The 16,116-nt window shown below is 70.3% G+C and carries 13 protein-coding genes; 10 read left to right on the top strand and 3 right to left on the bottom strand.

Going from position 1 to position 16,116, the window contains the following annotated elements:
• Positions 1-56 precede the first annotated feature (56 nt).
• The 4 genes from panC (at position 57) to G011_RS0122485 (ending at position 6,045) form a co-directional block, all read left to right on the top strand.
• Positions 57-926 carry a pantoate--beta-alanine ligase gene (gene panC / locus G011_RS0122500; RefSeq protein WP_019610457.1) on the top strand — a complete coding sequence of 290 codons (870 nt, stop codon included), beginning with the start codon at positions 57-59 and terminating at the stop codon, positions 924-926.
• A 296-nt stretch (positions 927-1,222) separates the two neighbouring features.
• Complete coding sequence (locus G011_RS0122495; RefSeq protein WP_019610456.1) at positions 1,223-3,841, top strand: L-aspartate oxidase; 2,619 nt, start codon at positions 1,223-1,225, stop codon at positions 3,839-3,841.
• Between the two features lie 64 nt (positions 3,842-3,905).
• Positions 3,906-4,688, top strand: a complete 783-nt coding sequence (locus G011_RS0122490; protein ID WP_013155972.1) for a type III pantothenate kinase — start codon at positions 3,906-3,908, stop codon at positions 4,686-4,688.
• Between the two features lie 184 nt (positions 4,689-4,872).
• Positions 4,873-6,045 carry an RNA-guided endonuclease TnpB family protein gene (locus G011_RS0122485; protein WP_051104399.1) on the top strand — a complete coding sequence of 391 codons (1,173 nt, stop codon included), beginning with the start codon at positions 4,873-4,875 and terminating at the stop codon, positions 6,043-6,045.
• A gap of 68 nt (positions 6,046-6,113) precedes the next feature.
• Here the strand turns inward: G011_RS0122485 and G011_RS0122480 are convergent, their stop codons facing one another.
• The 3 genes from G011_RS0122480 to G011_RS0122470 all read right to left on the bottom strand — a co-directional run bounded on the left by G011_RS0122480 (position 6,114) and on the right by G011_RS0122470 (position 7,825).
• Positions 6,114-6,548 carry a PIN domain nuclease gene (locus G011_RS0122480; RefSeq protein WP_019610454.1) on the bottom strand — a complete coding sequence of 145 codons (435 nt, stop codon included), beginning with the start codon at positions 6,546-6,548 and terminating at the stop codon, positions 6,114-6,116.
• Positions 6,545-6,766, bottom strand: coding sequence for a type II toxin-antitoxin system VapB family antitoxin (locus G011_RS30165; protein ID WP_036552950.1), 222 nt, complete (start codon positions 6,764-6,766; stop codon positions 6,545-6,547). The genes G011_RS0122480 and G011_RS30165 overlap by 4 nt, the downstream gene beginning before the upstream one ends.
• A gap of 102 nt (positions 6,767-6,868) precedes the next feature.
• Positions 6,869-7,825, bottom strand: a complete 957-nt coding sequence (locus G011_RS0122470; RefSeq protein ID WP_019610452.1) for a cation diffusion facilitator family transporter — start codon at positions 7,823-7,825, stop codon at positions 6,869-6,871.
• 96 nt (positions 7,826-7,921) lie between these two features.
• Between G011_RS0122470 and lysX the strand changes: the two genes are divergently transcribed.
• The 6 genes from lysX (at position 7,922) to G011_RS0122440 (ending at position 16,017) form a co-directional block, all read left to right on the top strand.
• A complete protein-coding gene (gene lysX / locus G011_RS0122465; protein WP_081461785.1) occupies positions 7,922-9,526 on the top strand; it encodes a bifunctional lysylphosphatidylglycerol synthetase/lysine--tRNA ligase LysX in 1,605 nt (534 codons plus the stop codon).
• Between the two features lie 702 nt (positions 9,527-10,228).
• Entirely contained in the window at positions 10,229-10,552 is a 324-nt protein-coding gene (locus tag G011_RS0122460; protein ID WP_026338554.1) for a LuxR C-terminal-related transcriptional regulator, read from the top strand.
• 193 nt (positions 10,553-10,745) lie between these two features.
• On the top strand, positions 10,746-11,384 hold the full coding sequence (locus G011_RS0122455; protein WP_026338553.1) for an amino-acid N-acetyltransferase: 639 nt from the start codon (positions 10,746-10,748) through the stop codon (positions 11,382-11,384).
• A 449-nt stretch (positions 11,385-11,833) separates the two neighbouring features.
• Positions 11,834-12,115 carry a hypothetical protein gene (locus tag G011_RS0122450; protein ID WP_019610449.1) on the top strand — a complete coding sequence of 94 codons (282 nt, stop codon included), beginning with the start codon at positions 11,834-11,836 and terminating at the stop codon, positions 12,113-12,115.
• 217 nt (positions 12,116-12,332) lie between these two features.
• Complete coding sequence (locus tag G011_RS0122445; RefSeq protein WP_013155980.1) at positions 12,333-12,674, top strand: Lsr2 family protein; 342 nt, start codon at positions 12,333-12,335, stop codon at positions 12,672-12,674.
• An 832-nt stretch (positions 12,675-13,506) separates the two neighbouring features.
• Positions 13,507-16,017, top strand: coding sequence for an ATP-dependent Clp protease ATP-binding subunit (locus tag G011_RS0122440; RefSeq protein WP_081643020.1), 2,511 nt, complete (start codon positions 13,507-13,509; stop codon positions 16,015-16,017).
• The last annotated feature ends 99 nt before the right edge of the window (positions 16,018-16,116 follow it).

Here is a 16,116-nt window from a genome sequence, read left to right as displayed (position 1 = left end):
GGGTCCGGCGCGCGCACGGCCGCCGCGACGCAGAACACCACCACGGGAAACCACCGATGACCGCACCGCACTCCGCCACCCCCGCCCCCCTCGTCGCGCACACGCCCGACGAGCTGCGCCGCGCCCTCACGGGCGCCGGGCGCGTCGCCCTCGTCCCCACCATGGGCGCCTTGCACGAGGGCCACCGCAGCCTCATGCGCCTGGCCCGCGAACGCGCCGACACCGTGGTCGTCAGCGTCTTCGTCAACCCGCTCCAGTTCGGGCCCAACGAGGACTTCGACCGCTATCCGCGCACCCTGGACACCGACACCGCCGTGTGCGCGGAGGAGGGCGTCGACGTGGTCTTCGCCCCCGGAGTCGACACCATGTACCCCGCCGAGCAGACGGTCACCGTCCACGCGGGCGCGATGGGCGACCGGCTGGAGGGCGCCTCCCGCCCCGGGTTCTTCACCGGCGTGCTCACCGTGGTCAGCAAGCTCCTGCACCTGGTCGGCCCGGACCTCGCGGTCTTCGGGAGCAAGGACGCCCAGCAGCTCGCCGTGGTCCGCCGCATGGCCGCCGACCTCAACATGCCCGTGGAGATCGTCGGCGCGCCCACCCTGCGCGACCCCGACGGCCTGGCCACCTCCAGCCGCAACGTCTACCTCTCCGGGGCCGAGCGCACCAGTGCCCTGTCCCTGTCCCGCGCCCTGGAGGCGGGCCGCGCCGCCGTCCCTGCGGGCCCCGACGCCGTCCGCGCCGCGGCCCGGGCCGTCCTGGACGACGCGGCCGGGGCCGAACCCCCCGTCGAACTCGACTACCTGGCGTTGGTGGACCCCACCACCTTCGCCGACGTCCCCGCCGACCACACGGGCGAGGCCGTCCTGGCCGTCGCCGCCCGCGTGGGCGCGACCCGGCTCATCGACAACGTGTCCCTGACCCTCTAGGCAGTGTTTTCTTTGGACCTCCGCTTCGCTTCGTCCCGCCCGTCGCCCGCCACCACCCTCAACGGACGCCTACGGCGTGGTCCTGCTGGTGTTCGGGCGCCCGGAGCACGGGAACCTTCGGTGTCTCCGGCGGGTTCGCTCGTGCCCACCCGTCGCCCGCCACCACCCTCAACCGACGCCTACGGCGCAGTTCCCCCACGGGAACCCGCCTCCGCCGCCTCCAGAACCCCGTGGGCGCCCGAACCCCCCGCACACCAGCGCCGCGTACCGGCGGCACCCCGGAAGAGAGAACACGGATGAGCACACCCCTCCAGACGCGGCTCGACGCCCCCGAGCCGGGGTGGACGATCGAGGCCGACGTGGCGGTCGTCGGCTCGGGCATCGCCGGTCTGAGCACCGCGCTGCGCTACGTCCAGCGCACCGAACGCGGCCGGGTCGTGCTCGTCACCAAGGACCGCCTGTCCACCGGCTCCACCGCCTACGCCCAGGGCGGGATCGCCGCCGCCATGGCGCCCGAGGACGGGCCCGTCGCCCACATGGTCGACACCCACCTGGCGGGGGCGGGCCTGTCCGACCCCCACGCCGTCAACGTCCTGGCCGCCGAGGGCCCCGACGCCCTGCGCTGGCTCATCGGGCTGGGCGCCGAGTTCGACCTCGCCGAGGACGGCGCCCTGGCCCTCACCCGTGAGGGCGGCCACCGCGCCGACCGCGTCGCGCACGCGGGCGGCGACGCCACCGGCGCCGAGATCCAGCGCGCTCTGGTGGCCGCCGTCCTGGCCGAGGAGCGCATCGAGGCCGTCGAGCACGCCGTGGCCCTGGACGCCCTGCGCGACCCCGACACGGGAGCGGTGTGCGGCGCCACCCTGCACGTCATGGGCGAGGGCGCCCGCGACGGCGTCGGCGCTGTCCTGGCCCCCGCCGTGGTGCTGGCCACCGGCGGCATGGGGCAGGTCTTCGCCGCCACCACCAACCCGCCCGTGTCCACCGGCGACGGCCTCGCCCTGGCCGCCCGCGCCGGGGCGCGTCTGCGCGACCTGGAGTTCATCCAGTTCCACCCCACGGTGCTCTGGCTCGGACCCGAGGCGCGCGGGCGCCAGCCCCTGGTCTCCGAGGCCCTGCGCGGCGAGGGCGCCTACCTGGTGGACGCCGAAGGCAGGCGCATCATGGAGGGCGTCCACGAGCTGGCCGACCTCGCCCCCCGCGACGTGGTGGCGCGCACCATCGCCCGCACGATGGCCGAGCAGGGCGTGGACCACGTCTACCTGGAGACCCGCCACTTCGGCCGGGCCACCTGGGAGCGGCGCTTCCCGACCATCCTCGCCTCCTGCCGCGAGCACGGCATCGACCCGCTCGCCCAGCCGGTCCCCGTCGCCCCCGCCGCCCACTACGCCTCCGGCGGCGCCGAGGTCGACATCGACGGCCGCACCTCGGTCCCCGGCCTGTGGGCCGTGGGCGAGGTCGCCCGCACGGGGGTGCACGGCGCCAACCGGCTCGCCTCCAACTCCCTGCTGGAGGGCCTGGTCTACGCCGACCGGATCGCCGCCCGCCTGGCGGTCGACCCCGCCCCCCGGCCCGCGCGGGCCGAGGCCGTCGGCACCGTCACCCCGCTTCCCGACCCCGCCGCCGCGGCCCGCGTGCGCACCCTCATGTCGCGCCACGCCGGGGTGCTGCGCACCGGTGAGGGGCTCGCCGAGCTGACCGCCGAACTCGACGGCCTCGCCCGTCCCGGTTCCCCGGCCACCCCCGACGTGGCCGCCTGGGAGACCGCCAACCTGCTCACCGCGGCTCGGCTCGTGGCCGCCGCCGCGCTGCACAGGACCGAGAGCAGGGGCGCGCACCAGCGCGCCGACCACCCCGAGCCCGTGCCCGGGCTCCGGATCCGCCCCGTCGTCGTCCGACTGGAAGGGAACACCATCGTGACCACGGATGAGGACTGGACGCCCTCCCTGCCGCCCGCGCTCACCGCGGAACTGGACTCCATCGGCCTCCCCCTCGCCGGTTCGGGCGCCGGCGGGATTCTGGAGGCGTCGGACGCCCACCCGGACGCGCGCGCCGAGTTCTCCCTCCCGTACACCGCCCCCTCGCAGTCCCACGTGGACCTGGTCCGCCGCGCCCTGTCCGAGGACCTCACCGCGGGACCGGGCATCGACGTCACCACCGTCGCGACCATCCCCGGCGACCAGGTGCGCACCGCGCACGTGGTGGCCCGTGCCGACGGCACCGTCAGCGGCCTCCCGCTCGCCGAACTCGTCTTCTGGCTGGTCGCCGACGGGGCACTGGAGGCGCACCGGACCGTGGCCGACGGAGACGCGGTCAAGCGCGGCGACGTCCTGATGACGGTCACCGCGCGCACCCGCGACCTGCTCACCGCGGAGCGGACCGCGCTCAACTTCCTCACCCACATGTCCGGAATCGCCACCGCCACCCGCGCCTGGGTGGACGCCGTGGCCGGGACCGGCGCCCGGATCCGGGACAGCCGCAAGACCCGCCCGGGGCTGCGCGCGCTGGAGAAGTACGCCGTGCGCTGCGGCGGCGGGGTCAACCACCGCTACGGCCTCAGCGACGCCGGACTGGTCAAGGACAACCACGTCGTCGCCGCGGGCGGCGTCGGCGAGGCGGTCCGCGCCATCCGCGCGCGCTTCCCCGACCTCCCCCTGGAGGTGGAGGTGGACCGGACCGACCAGATCGAGGACGCCATCGCCGCGGGCGCCGAGGAGATCCTGCTCGACAACTTCACCGTCGAGAGGCTCCGCGAGGCGGTCGCGCTGGTCGCGGGCCGTGCGCGGCTGGAGTCCTCCGGCGGCCTGACCCTGGACGTGGCGGGTGACGTGGCCCGCACCGGGGTGGACTACCTGGCGGTCGGGGCGCTCACCCACTCCAGCCCGGCGCTGGATATCGCGCTTGACCTGTTGTGAGCGGCCCGGTTGGTGGAAGATTCCTTGAGAACACACCACTTCGACCACGGATGAGGCCCCCAGCATGCTGCTCGCGATCGACGTCGGCAACTCCGAGACGGTCTTCGGTCTCTTCGCATCCGACGACCTTCTCGAACACTGGAGGGTGGGAACCGACACCAGGCGCACGGCCGACGAGTGGGCCGTGGTCCTGCGCGGGCTCGTCGACGGCAGCAGCCTGGGCCGCCCCGAGGACATCGACGGCATCGCCCTGTGCTGCTCGGTCCCGTCGGTCCAGCACGAGATGCGGGACATGTTCCGCCGCCACTTCGGTGACGTCCCGGCCGTGATCGTCGAACCCGGCGTCAAGACCGGGGTGCCGATCCGGATGGACAACCCCAAGGAGGTGGGCAGCGACCGGATCATCAACGCGCTGGCCGCCAACCACCTCTACGGCGGCCCCGCGGTGGTGGTGGACTTCGGGACCGCGACCACCTTCGACGCGGTCAGCGCGCGCGGGGAGTACGTGGGCGGGGCCATCGCCCCGGGCATCGACATCTCCGTGGACGCCCTCTCACGGCGCGGCGCCCAGCTGCACATGGTGGAGATCGTCAAGCCGCGCGCGGCCATCGCCAAGAACACCACCGAGGCGCTGCGCTCGGGGATCGTGTTCGGGTTCGCGGGCCAAGTGGACGGGATCGTGGACCGCATGGTCGCCGAGCTCACCGACGCGCCCGACGACGTGACCGTGGTGGCCACCGGGGGGCTCGCCTCCATCGTGGTGGCCGAGTGCGAGACGGTCGACCTGCACGAGCCGTGGCTGACCCTCATCGGCCTGCGCCTGGTCTACGAGCGCAACGTCGGCTGATCCGGGTCCGGGGCGGGGGAGCGGGAGGAGGTCTTCCGCCCCGGCGGGTTCAGCTTTGCTTTGGGGAGAAACCCCGGAGCTTTTCAGCCCCGGCAGGAATCGCCGCGCAGTCCTCACCGATCCGCCAGTGATGGGGATCACAGAGGGCTGCTTTGGCTGCGTTCTGTCACTGGCCGGGTGCACGATGGTGGGCGTGTCGAAGATCGTCGTGTGGGTCAAGCTCACGCCGTCGCCCGAGCAGGCGGCGGTGTTGGCTTCGACCCTGCGAGCGCTCAACGACCACGCCACCTGGGTGGCGAAGGTGGCCCACGAGCAGGGCATGATGCGCAACTACGAGCTGCGCAAGCACACCTACCACCAGTTGCGTGAGGCCGGGGCGGGCTCGCAGGCGGCTCAGCACACCATCAAGAAGGTGTGCGATGCCTATCGCGCCCGCCGGTCCAACCTGAGCAGCGGCAACCACGGGCCGAAGGGGTCGGCCCGCCGGGAGCGGATCGAGTCCACACCCCTCATCTTTCGCCCGGAGTCGGCGCACCCCTACGACGCGCGCAACCTGTCCTTCGCTCTGGACGCGCGCACGATCTCGCTGTGGACCTTCCAGGGCCGGTTGAAGGACGTGCCCTTCGTCGGTGCCTCCGACCAGATCAAGACGCTGGCCGAGCACAAACGCGGTGAGGCCGATCTGCTCTGCCGGGACGGTGTCTGGTTTCTGGCCGTGGCGGTGGAGGTAGTCGACGCTCCTGAGATCGACCCCGATGGGTTTCTTGGGGTGGACCTGGGCATTGTCAACATCGCCACCACCAGCGACGGTCAGGTGATGGCCGGACGCAGGATCAACCGGTACCGCAGGCGCCAGCAGAGGCTGCGCCAGAAGTTGCAGACCAAGGGCACCCGGTCCGCCAAGCGCCTGCTCAGGAAGCGGCGCCGCCGTGAGGCCGGGCACGCCAGAAATATCAACCACCGGATTTCGAAACGCATCGTGGCCGAGGCCGAACGCACCGAACGCGGCATCTCCCTCGAAGATCTCAAGGGAATCCGCGCGCGGGTACGGCAACGCAGGCCCCAACGGGTCACGCTGCACTCCTGGTCCTTCCACCAACTGGGTCAGTTCATCGCCTACAAGGCGCGCCGTGCCGGTGTGCCGGTGGTCTTCGTAGACCCGGCGTACACGTCGCAAACGTGCGCTGAGTGTGGCCATGTGGACCGGAGAAACCGGGTCGATCAGGCCATCTTCACCTGCCGGGGCTGCGGCGTCGTTGCGCACGCGGACCGCAATGCTTCCCGTGTCCTGGCCCGCAGGGGCCAGGAGGCGTGGAACGCGGGGCGGAAGTCACACGTCCCACCCGCTAACCCCTAGGTTGTCGGGTCAGACGCGGTGGGCTCCCTCGCAGCCAGCGAGGTGGTTCAACCGCACGCTCGGCCCCTTCAGGGCCGAGAAGCTGACTCCCGGTCGTGCCGCTGCACGCGCAGCCGGGGGAACACCTCGGCGAGGTGGTCGAAGTCGCGGTCGCAGTGCACGAGGACCGCGTCGGTGCGCAGGGCGACGGCCGCGATGAGGCAGCCGTAGAGCTTGCGGATCGTCTTACCCCTGGAGCGGGCCTCACGGTAGATGCCCGCCGAATGGTGGAAGTCGAGCCTGTTGTCCAGGGACAGCTGGATCAGGCCGTCGGTGAGGCGTTCCAGCTGCTGGAGCTCGGTGGAGCTCTTCGCCCCGCTCAGGATCTCGGCGGCGACGGGTTCGGTCGTGGCCAGGTGGACGCCGCGCTCGATGAGTTCCCTGACGAAGACGTGGGTCTCGGAGCCGGTCTTGCGCAGGTACTCCACCCAGGCGGAGCTGTCCACCAGATAGACGGTGTTCACGAGGCGGGCGCTCCGCCCTCGAAGCCGGAGCGGCGCATCTCGTCCAGGTCCCCCTCCCAGCCGATGCCCTCCAGGCTGAGGAGGAACTCCTTGGTGAGAGGTGTGCCCACGGCCCGGCGAAGGGCGATGTCCACGGCTTCGCGCTTGGTGCTCACCTGGAAGCGTTCCATGGCGGTAGTGACCAGTTCGTCGTCGATGTCAATGTTTGTGCGACTCATGCACCCAGATTACACCTGTTACCGTGTGTAAAGAAACGGTTTCCGGGAGTTCGCGGCCGCGGTGGTGCGGTGACCGGCCCCGGCCGCCGCACCACCCCCGGTTCAGCCCGAGGAGACGGTGCCGGGGGACGCCTCCGGAGAGGCCCCGCCACGGAACAGGTCCGGCTCGATGTAGACCAGCGTGGCGATGGGCACCGCCGTCCGGATGCGCTCCTCGGCCTCGTTGATCGCCCGCGTGATCCGGCCCGCGTCGTCGTGCGCGTCCACGGCCACCTTTGCGGCCACCAGCAGTTCCTCGGGGCCCACGTGCTGGGTGCGCATGTGGATCAGGCGGTCGATGTCCTCGACCGACTCGATGGCCCGGCGGATGGCCCGCACGTTCTCGCTCGTGGCGGACTCGCCGATGAGCAGGCTCTTGACCTCGACGGCCAGCACGACCGCGATGACCACCAGCAGGACGCCGATGGCGGCGGTGCCCAGGCCGTCCCACAGGCCGTCGCCCGTGATCAGGGTCAGACCGACACCGGCCAGGGCGAACACCAGGCCCAGCAGGGCGCCGGCGTCCTCCAGCAGGATCACCGGCAGCTCGGGGGACTTGGAGCGGCGGACGAACTGCACCCAGCCCGCCTTGCCCCGGACCGCGTTGGACTCCTTGACCGCCGTGCGCATGGCGAACGACTCCAGCACGATCGCCACCAGCAGCACGGCCACGGGGACCCACTGCCAGGACGTGATCGGCTCGGGGTGGGAGATCTTGTGCCAGGCCTCGTAGAGCGCGAACAGGCCGCCCAGGCTGAACAGCACGATCGCCACCATGAACGCGTACACGTAGCGCTCGCGGCCGTAGCCGAAGGGGTGCTCCTCCGTGGCGCCCCGGCGCGCCCGCTTGCCGCCGATCAGCAGCAGCGCCTGGTTGCTGGAGTCGGCGACCGAGTGGATGGACTCGGCCATCATCGACGACGATCCGGTCAGGAGGTAGGCCACGAACTTCGTCGCGGCGATTCCCAGGTTCGCGCACAGCGCCGTGACGACGGCTCTCGTGCTTCCCTCGACACTCACCAGTGGGGTCCGTCTCTCGGTAGGTACTGCTCTCGGATGTGAAGGCGCGGGGCAGGGCAGCGCAATACTAGTGATCCGCGTCACTGCCGACCCGCCGTGCCCCTACCCCGGGACGGGACCCCGACCACCGGAGCGCGCCCCGTTCCCGCGGACGCCGACCGGTCGGGCCGGACCGCGGCCGCCGGTAGGATCGTGCGCGTGAATGACGCGCACGACGACACCTACGACGACCTGCCCGAACAGATGCGGGTCCGGCGCCAGAAGCTGGACCGGCTGCGGGAGGAGGGCACCGACCCCTTCCCCGTGACCTTCCCGCGGTCCACGTCGATCGGGGCCGTGCGCGACAAACACCAGGGACTGGAGCCGGACACCCGCACGGGCGCGGAGGTCTCCGTCGCCGGACGCGTCATGCTCTACCGCACCGGCGGCAAGCTGTGCTTCGCCACCCTGCGCGACGAGACCGGCGACATCCAGATCATGCTGTCCCTGGACCAGGTGGGCCGGGAGCGCCTGGACGCCTGGAAGGCCGACGTCGACCTCGGCGACCACGTGGGCGTGGAGGGCGAGGTCATCACCTCCCGCCGCGGCGAGCTGTCGATCCTGGTGACCTCCTGGACGCTGACCGCCAAGTGCCTGCGCCCGCTCCCGGAGAAGCACAAGGGCCTGACCGACCCCGAGGCCCGGGTCCGCCAGCGCTACGTCGACCTCATCGTCAACCCCGAGTCCCAGCAGATGGTGCGCCGCCGCTCGGCCGCCATCCGCGCGATCCGCGAGGGGCTCGCCTCCCGCGACTTCGTCGAGGTCGAGACGCCCATGCTGATGCGGGTGCACGGCGGTGCCACGGCGCGCCCGTTCACCACCCACATCAACGCCTACGACATGGACCTGTACCTGCGCATCGCCCCCGAGCTGTCCCTCAAGCGGCTGGTCGTGGGCGGCCTGGAGAAGGTCTTCGAGGTCAACCGCAACTTCCGCAACGAGGGCGCGGACTCCACGCACAACCCCGAGTTCACGATGCTGGAGTTCTACCAGGCCTACGCCGACTACAACGTCATGGCCGACCTGACCCGCGAACTCATCCAGGAGGCGGCGCGCGCCGTGTTCGGCTCGACGGTGGTCGAGCGGGACGGGCGCACCTACGACCTGGGCGGGGAGTGGCCGCAGGTCACCCTGTACGGGGCGGTGTCCGAGGCGCTGGGGGCCGAGGTCGACCCGCGCACGCCGATCGACGAGGTCCGCCGCCTGGCCGACTCCAGGGGAGTGGAGTACGACCCCTCCTGGGGACAGGGCAAGCTCGTGGAGCACGTCTTCGAGGAGCTGGTGGAGCACACGCTCGTCCAGCCCACCTTCGTGCGCGACTTCCCGGTGGAGACCAGCCCGCTCACCCGGCAGCACCGCGAGGACCCGCTGCTCACCGAGAAGTGGGACCTCATCGGGTTCGGCATGGAGATGGGCACGGGCTACTCGGAGCTGGTCGACCCGGTCGAGCAGCGCGAGCGCCTCACCCGGCAGTCGCTGATGGCCGCGGAGGGCGACCCCGAGGCGATGCAGCTGGACGAGGACTTCCTGCGGGCCCTGGAGTACGGAATGCCGCCGACCGGCGGTGTGGGCGTCGGTATCGACCGCCTCCTCATGGCCTTCACCGGAAAGAACATCCGGGAAACTGTCCTTTTCCCGCTCGTGAAGCCTTCCGGGGATTGAACCGGAGCACCATGGTCCCGGATTTACCGGGGATATAACGGCGTCGGTCGGATGACCGAAAGGCGGAGCGGGGCCGTCGCACACACGGTGCGGCGGCCCCGTCCCCTCAGCCGGGACAGGGCCCGTACCACGGGTTCCGCCGTCCCGGCCGGACAGGCCGTGCGAACCGGGGGCCACGGCCGCGTGGCCCGTCGGACAGTTCCGAAGTTTTTGCCGACCGGGGCCGGGCGAACTCGGCCACTCTCCGCTGAACGTTGTTTACGCAGGTCAATGTAGTCAGCGTATTTTCCCTTCCATTACTTTGTCACGGAAGGGGCTGCCATAACTACACATGGTGATTTATGGGGCCTTGACGGTATCATCTCTGCGGCCTAGCGTGCTGTGAGCGGGTCGAGACCCGTGGAGTTCGCCGAAGTGGATCGAGAACGACGGTGAGCGGGGAGAGGACCGCCGGACGCGGTCCGCGTTCCCGCGCGCATGCGCGCCCTCGGTGGAGTCTGTCCGTCCCAGCCTCCAGCGAACCGGCCCCTGCGACGTCCGTGCGCCCGCCCCCGGTCCCTGTGCCAGAGGGATACGCGGGGGACAGCGGTGCGCCCGGGAGTCTTCCGTCGCGCCGGACCAGGGGGAGACCCGTGTCCGGCGCGCTCGCGTCCGCCAGGTGACGAGTCGATGTTCCGCACTCACATGATGAGGGAGGACGGAGTGGAACAGGCCACACTCGTACGACGTACCGCTGATGACCAGGGCACCCTTCAGACCAGGGAGCACCGGGAGAACGTGGTCCCCCTGCAGGCCCGCCCGCACGAGACGGCTGTGAGCAGCCCCTACGCGCCGGTGGAACTGAACCACGAGGAACTCGAACTGCTCGCCGAGATCGCCACCGGTGTCACCACGGAGGTGGCGGCCCGGCACCTCGAACTCAGCGCGCGCACCCTGCGCCGCCGCATCCGCAACATCTGCGACGTGCTCGGCGTGAACACGCCCATCGAGGCGGTCGTCTGGGCCGCGCGGCGCCAGCTCATCTGAGCCGTCCGCGGACCGGCGCCGCGGTCGCGCGGCGGCGCCGGGCGACCTCCGGAGAAGGTGCTCGCCGGAGCAAGGGCGATCCGGCGGGCGCGGCACCCACCACGGCACCCACCGGCGCACCGGTGGGTGCCGACGCGTTTTCGGACCGCGCGCGTCCGCCGGGCGCGGGGCCCGGGCGTAGTCTGGTCCGGCTATGCCCGTTCGCCATGTTCACGTGCGCCGCGCCAGGACGCGCGACGTCGCCGCCGTCCGACGCCTCGTCGACGCCTACACCGTCGACCGGCGCGTGCTCTCCAAGAGCACCGTCAACCTCTACGAGGACGTCCAGGAGTTCTGGGTGGCCGAGGCCGAGGTGGTCCCCGACGGCTCCGGCCCCGTCTCCCCGCACGCCGCGCCCCCTCCCGGCGCCCCCGCGCCCGGAGCGGAGCGCGCCGACCCCCCCGACGCCGGGGCCGAGTACCGCGTGGTGGGCTGCGGAGCGCTGCACGTGCTCTGGGAGGACCTGGCGGAGGTGCGCACCGTCGCCGTGGACCCCTCCCTGCGCGGGTTCGGCGTCGGACACCGGATCGTGTCCGCGCTGCTGGACACCGCACGGGAGTTGGGCGTGCGCCGTGTGTTCTGCCTGACATTCGAGACCGGTTTCTTCGCCAAACACGGCTTTGCCCGGATCCAGGGCACGCCGGTCTCCCCCCGTGTGTACGAGGAACTCCTGCGTTCCTATGACGAGGGCGTCGCCGAATTTCTCGACTTGGAGCGGGTTAAGCCCAACACCCTCGGGAACACCCGCATGCTTGTGCACCTCGACGCGGCAACGCGAACCACCCGGACCTAAAGGTTTTCGCGCTCACTCGGGACCAAGTTCCCCATACGGGCCGCAGCCGGGCCAACACCGCGTCCGACCCGCGTCCGCGCAGCTTATGCACAACCGGATGGCGGGGTCGGGGAAGGGGGCGGGTAATGTGTACCCCAGGGGTGGAGTCCCGCCCACACGTTGAAGGAAGTTCCGCGAAGCGGTGACGAAGGGTCGGGATTTGACACCGGTGGACACGGTGTTCCCCCGCGGACACACCAGGACGCCGAACGCACGGCCGGACATTGGCCCCCTTCGGGTTTGCCGGAGGTGTCTCGGGTACGTCCGGTGTCAAACCGGGGGCAAACGATGTCTATGATGTCCGGTATGCGTTTGCCCGGGTGCCTGGCGAGCCATCCCCCAGGAGCAGCCCGACACGGAGTCGGGTATTTGCTGCAATAAGTAACAACCAGGAAGGGTGGACGGCTTCGATGGGGAACTTTTTGTCGTCGGTGCTTCCCCCCGGACTGATCGACGTATTGTCGGCGCTCATCCCACCGGTGGTTGTCGGTGCCGTCTTCTGCACCTTCGTCATCCAGCTCCTGCGCAAGGAGATGGCGCCCCGCCGGATGGACGGAAGCCTGGTCAGCAAGGACAAGGCGGCCGAAGGCACGGGTGAGGGCAGGGATGGTTCCGGGGCCGCTGAGCCGGGAGCCGCGAACGAGACGCCGATTGTCCGGAGTGGGGAACGCACCGAATCCGACGGTCGTTGATACGGTACTCGACCGATCACGCGCTCCTCGGGGAGCGACGAACCGGCCACGCGCGTGCGCGGGCCATCTCGCCGATCCCGCGCGCCCGCCGGTGACCCCCGAAACCCGACACGGTGTCCGGGTGATTTCAGGCACGCCGGGAATTGTCTTCCGCGTTCTCGCGAGATAGCTTTACATTCAGGTGTGGAGACACCGCTCTTCTGAAAGGTTTGATTCCATGGCACAGAAGGTCCAGGTTTTCCTGGTCGACGACCTCGACGGCGGCGAGGCCGAGGAGACGGTGACGTTCGGTCTGGACGGCTCCGTGTACGAAATCGACCTCAGCGCGGGTAATGCGGCCAAGCTCCGCGAGGCCCTTACTCCGTTCGTCGACGCCGCCCGCAAGGCTCCGGCCAAGGCGTCCCGCAGCGCGGGCCGCCGCACCGGCAGCCGGAATGCTCCCAGCCGTGAGCGCAGCGCCGAGATTCGCGCCTGGGCGAAGGCCGCGGGCAAGCCCGTCAATGAGCGCGGCCGTATCCCCGCGGCGATCGTCGCCGAATATGAGGCCATCAAGGGCTAGGTTTGCCGCCGACCCCCGGTTCGCCGAAATGTTGTCAGGTCTTGATCGAATTACGGTCGGTACCTGCCGGGGGAAGACACCCGAACCCGACCATCCCGGGCCGCGGCGCGGCCCAGTGACACGGGATACCAGGGGATACGCCGGGCCCGACGGGTCCTTCGGGCGGTACGGGGCGCCGGACAGGGCTCCGCGCCGATGACAGCGCTCCTGCGGCCCCGCGGCTCCAGACCTCCGCCGCCACACCCACGCGCTGGGCCGGACGGCGAGGCGGAGCGGGGCAGTGCGCCGGAGCGCCGCGACGCCGCCTCCGCGCGCGACCGCCCACGAACGATCGGGACCGCACGCGACCTCCCGGTTCCGGGGAAAGGCACTCGCTTCCGGTCCCGCGGCCCCGGTCGCGGGACCCGAGTCCCACACCATCCCCGCTCCGGTCGACGGCGCGCATTTCCCGCTTTCCCCGACCGAACGGTCCGGTCGGAAGAACAACACGCGGCTTGTTCGCTCAGAGCCGATAACGCTTACACGTGCGCGGTCCGGGCACTCCTGTGACACAGGGAGAGCCCGGGCCGTTCGCCTTCGGCGTACAGGGAAATCTGGCGCCGCAATTGGTAGTTGGATGTTGGGTGAACGCCCTATCGTCGGGGAAAGTCTCTGGCACGGACGGCTGCGGCCGACCGTACGGAGACCTACGTCTGGTCGGCAGCCGGTCGACCGTACGGACGGGTGCGACAGCGCTCCCCGGGGCGGTTCATCCCTGTGGGGCCGATATGCGGAAGAGTTGGGTCGGAGTGAACCGTCCCTGCCTGACCGCTCTGTAGAGGAGCGACGAGACATGTTCGAGAGGTTTACCGACCGCGCGCGGCGAGTGGTGGTTCTGGCCCAGGAAGAGGCCAGGATGCTCAACCACAACTACATCGGTACGGAGCACATCCTGCTCGGTCTCATCCACGAGGGTGAGGGCGTCGCCGCCAAGGCTCTGGAGAGCCTTGGTATCAGCCTCGAAGCGGTTCGGCAGCAGGTTGAGGAGATCATCGGCCAGGGGCAGCAGGCCCCGTCGGGGCACATCCCGTTCACCCCGAGAGCCAAGAAGGTCCTGGAGCTGTCGCTGCGCGAGGCGCTTCAGCTGGGCCACAACTACATCGGTACCGAGCACATACTGCTGGGCCTGATCCGCGAGGGCGAGGGCGTCGCCGCCCAGGTCCTGGTCAAGCTGGGCGCGGACCTCAACCGCGTGCGCCAGCAGGTCATCCAGCTGCTGCACGGCTACCAGGGCAAGGAACCGCAGGCCACCGGCGCCTCGTCGGAGTCCACCCCCTCCACCTCGCTGGTGCTGGACCAGTTCGGCCGCAACCTGACCCAGGCCGCCCGGGAGAGCAAGCTCGACCCGGTCATCGGCAGGGACAAGGAGATCGAGCGGGTCATGCAGGTCCTGTCCCGCAGGACCAAGAACAACCCGGTCCTGATCGGTGAGCCCGGCGTCGGCAAGACGGCCGTGGTCGAGGGTCTGGCCCAGAAGATCGTCAAGGGCGAGATCCCCGAGACGCTCAAGGACAAGCAGCTGTACACGCTGGACCTGGGCGCGCTGGTCGCGGGCAGCCGCTACCGCGGTGACTTCGAGGAGCGCCTCAAGAAGGTGCTCAAGGAGATCCGCACCCGCGGCGACATCATCCTGTTCATCGACGAGCTGCACACGCTGGTCGGCGCGGGCGCGGCTGAGGGCGCCATAGACGCCGCCTCCATCCTCAAGCCCATGCTGGCCCGGGGTGAGCTCCAGACCATCGGCGCGACCACGTTGGACGAGTACCGCAAGTACCTGGAGAAGGACGCCGCGCTGGAGCGCCGCTTCCAGCCCATCCAGGTGGACGAGCCGACCATCAAGCACGCCATCGAGATCCTCAAGGGCCTGCGCGACCGCTACGAGGCCCACCACCGGGTCTCCATCACCGACAGCGCTCTGGTGGCCGCCGCGCAGCTGGCCGACCGCTACATCAGCGACCGGTTCCTGCCCGACAAGGCGATCGACCTCATCGACGAGGCTGGCTCGCGGATGCGCATCCGCCGGATGACCGCTCCGCCGGACCTGCGCGAGTTCGACGAGAAGATCGCCGCGGTGCGCCGCGACAAGGAGTCCGCGATCGACGCGCAGGACTTCGAGAAGGCGGCGTCGCTGCGCGACGACGAGAAGCAGCTCCTGGGCAAGAAGGCGCAGCGGGAGAAGGAGTGGAAGGCCGGCGACATGGACGTCGTGGCCGAGGTGGACGAGGAGCTCATCGCCGAGGTCCTGGCCGCCTCCACCGGTATCCCGGTCTTCAAGCTCACCGAGGAGGAGTCCTCCCGGCTGCTGCGCATGGAGGACGAGCTGCACCGGCGCGTCATCGGCCAGGAGGACGCCATCAAGGCGCTCTCCCAGGCGATCCGCCGTACCCGCGCCGGGCTCAAGGACCCCAAGCGCCCGGGTGGTTCGTTCATCTTCGCCGGCCCGTCCGGTGTGGGTAAGACCGAGCTGTCCAAGACGCTGGCCGAGTTCCTGTTCGGGGACGAGGACGCGCTGATCCAGCTGGACATGTCCGAGTTCATGGAGAAGCACACCGTCTCGCGGCTGTTCGGCTCCCCGCCCGGGTACGTGGGCTACGAGGAGGGCGGCCAGCTCACCGAGAAGGTGCGCCGCAAGCCGTTCTCCGTGGTGCTCTTCGACGAGATCGAGAAGGCCCACAACGACATCTTCAACTCGCTGCTCCAGGTGCTGGAGGAGGGACGTCTCACCGACGCCCAGGGTCGCAACGTCGACTTCAAGAACACGGTCATCATCATGACGACCAACCTGGGCACCCGGGACATCTCCAAGGGGCAGGCCATGGGCTTCGCCAAGGAGGACGACGCCCAGACCAACTACGAGCGGATGAAGGCCAAGGTCAGCGAGGAGCTCAAGACCAACTTCCGGCCCGAGTTCCTCAACCGTGTGGACGACATCATCGTCTTCCACCAGCTGACGGAGAAGGAGATCTTCCAGATCGTGGATCTGATGATCACGAGCCTGGACAGCCGTCTCAAGGAGCGGGACATGGGGATCGAGCTGCGGCCCAAGGCCAAGCAGATCCTCTCCGAGCGCGGGTTCGACCCCGTGCTGGGCGCCCGTCCGCTGCGCCGGACGATCCAGCGGGAGATCGAGGACCAGCTGTCCGAGAAGATCCTGTTCGGCGACCTCAAGGCGGGCCAGATCGTGGTGATCGACGCCGAGGGCGAGGGCACGGACGCCAAGTTCACCTTCAAGGGCGTGCCCAAGCCGGCCGCGGTGCCGGACACGCCCGAGGTCGAGGAGTCGGCCGCGGGCAAGCGGGAGTAGCGCCGCCCGACCGCCCGTGACTTCGGGGGCACCCCTTCGGGGGTGCCCCCTTCGTCATGCGGGGCCGACGCCGCGCGTCCGGCCGCGGGGTGTGCGCCC

The organism is Nocardiopsis sp. CNS-639, assembly GCF_000381685.1.
GTDB lineage: Bacteria > Actinomycetota > Actinomycetes > Streptosporangiales > Streptosporangiaceae > Nocardiopsis > Nocardiopsis dassonvillei.
Note: the sequence above shows the minus strand (reverse complement) of the source record. Positions and strands in the feature narration are given on the sequence as shown.

Bases quoted from the DNA above. Each gene is read 5' to 3' on its own strand.
- G011_RS0122485 (WP_051104399.1), top strand. From the start codon at position 4,873: ATGGTGGGCGTGTCGAAGATCGTCGTGTGGGTCAAGCTCACGCCGTCG.
- G011_RS0122445 (WP_013155980.1), top strand. From the start codon at position 12,333: ATGGCACAGAAGGTCCAGGTTTTCCTGGTCGACGACCTCGACGGCGGC.
- G011_RS0122450 (WP_019610449.1), top strand. From the start codon at position 11,834: ATGGGGAACTTTTTGTCGTCGGTGCTTCCCCCCGGACTGATCGACGTA.
- G011_RS30165 (WP_036552950.1), bottom strand. From the start codon at position 6,766: ATGAGTCGCACAAACATTGACATCGACGACGAACTGGTCACTACCGCC.
- G011_RS0122490 (WP_013155972.1), top strand. From the start codon at position 3,906: ATGCTGCTCGCGATCGACGTCGGCAACTCCGAGACGGTCTTCGGTCTC.
- G011_RS0122440 (WP_081643020.1), top strand. From the start codon at position 13,507: ATGTTCGAGAGGTTTACCGACCGCGCGCGGCGAGTGGTGGTTCTGGCC.
- G011_RS0122455 (WP_026338553.1), top strand. From the start codon at position 10,746: ATGCCCGTTCGCCATGTTCACGTGCGCCGCGCCAGGACGCGCGACGTC.
- G011_RS0122495 (WP_019610456.1), top strand. From the start codon at position 1,223: ATGAGCACACCCCTCCAGACGCGGCTCGACGCCCCCGAGCCGGGGTGG.
- panC (WP_019610457.1), top strand. From the start codon at position 57: ATGACCGCACCGCACTCCGCCACCCCCGCCCCCCTCGTCGCGCACACG.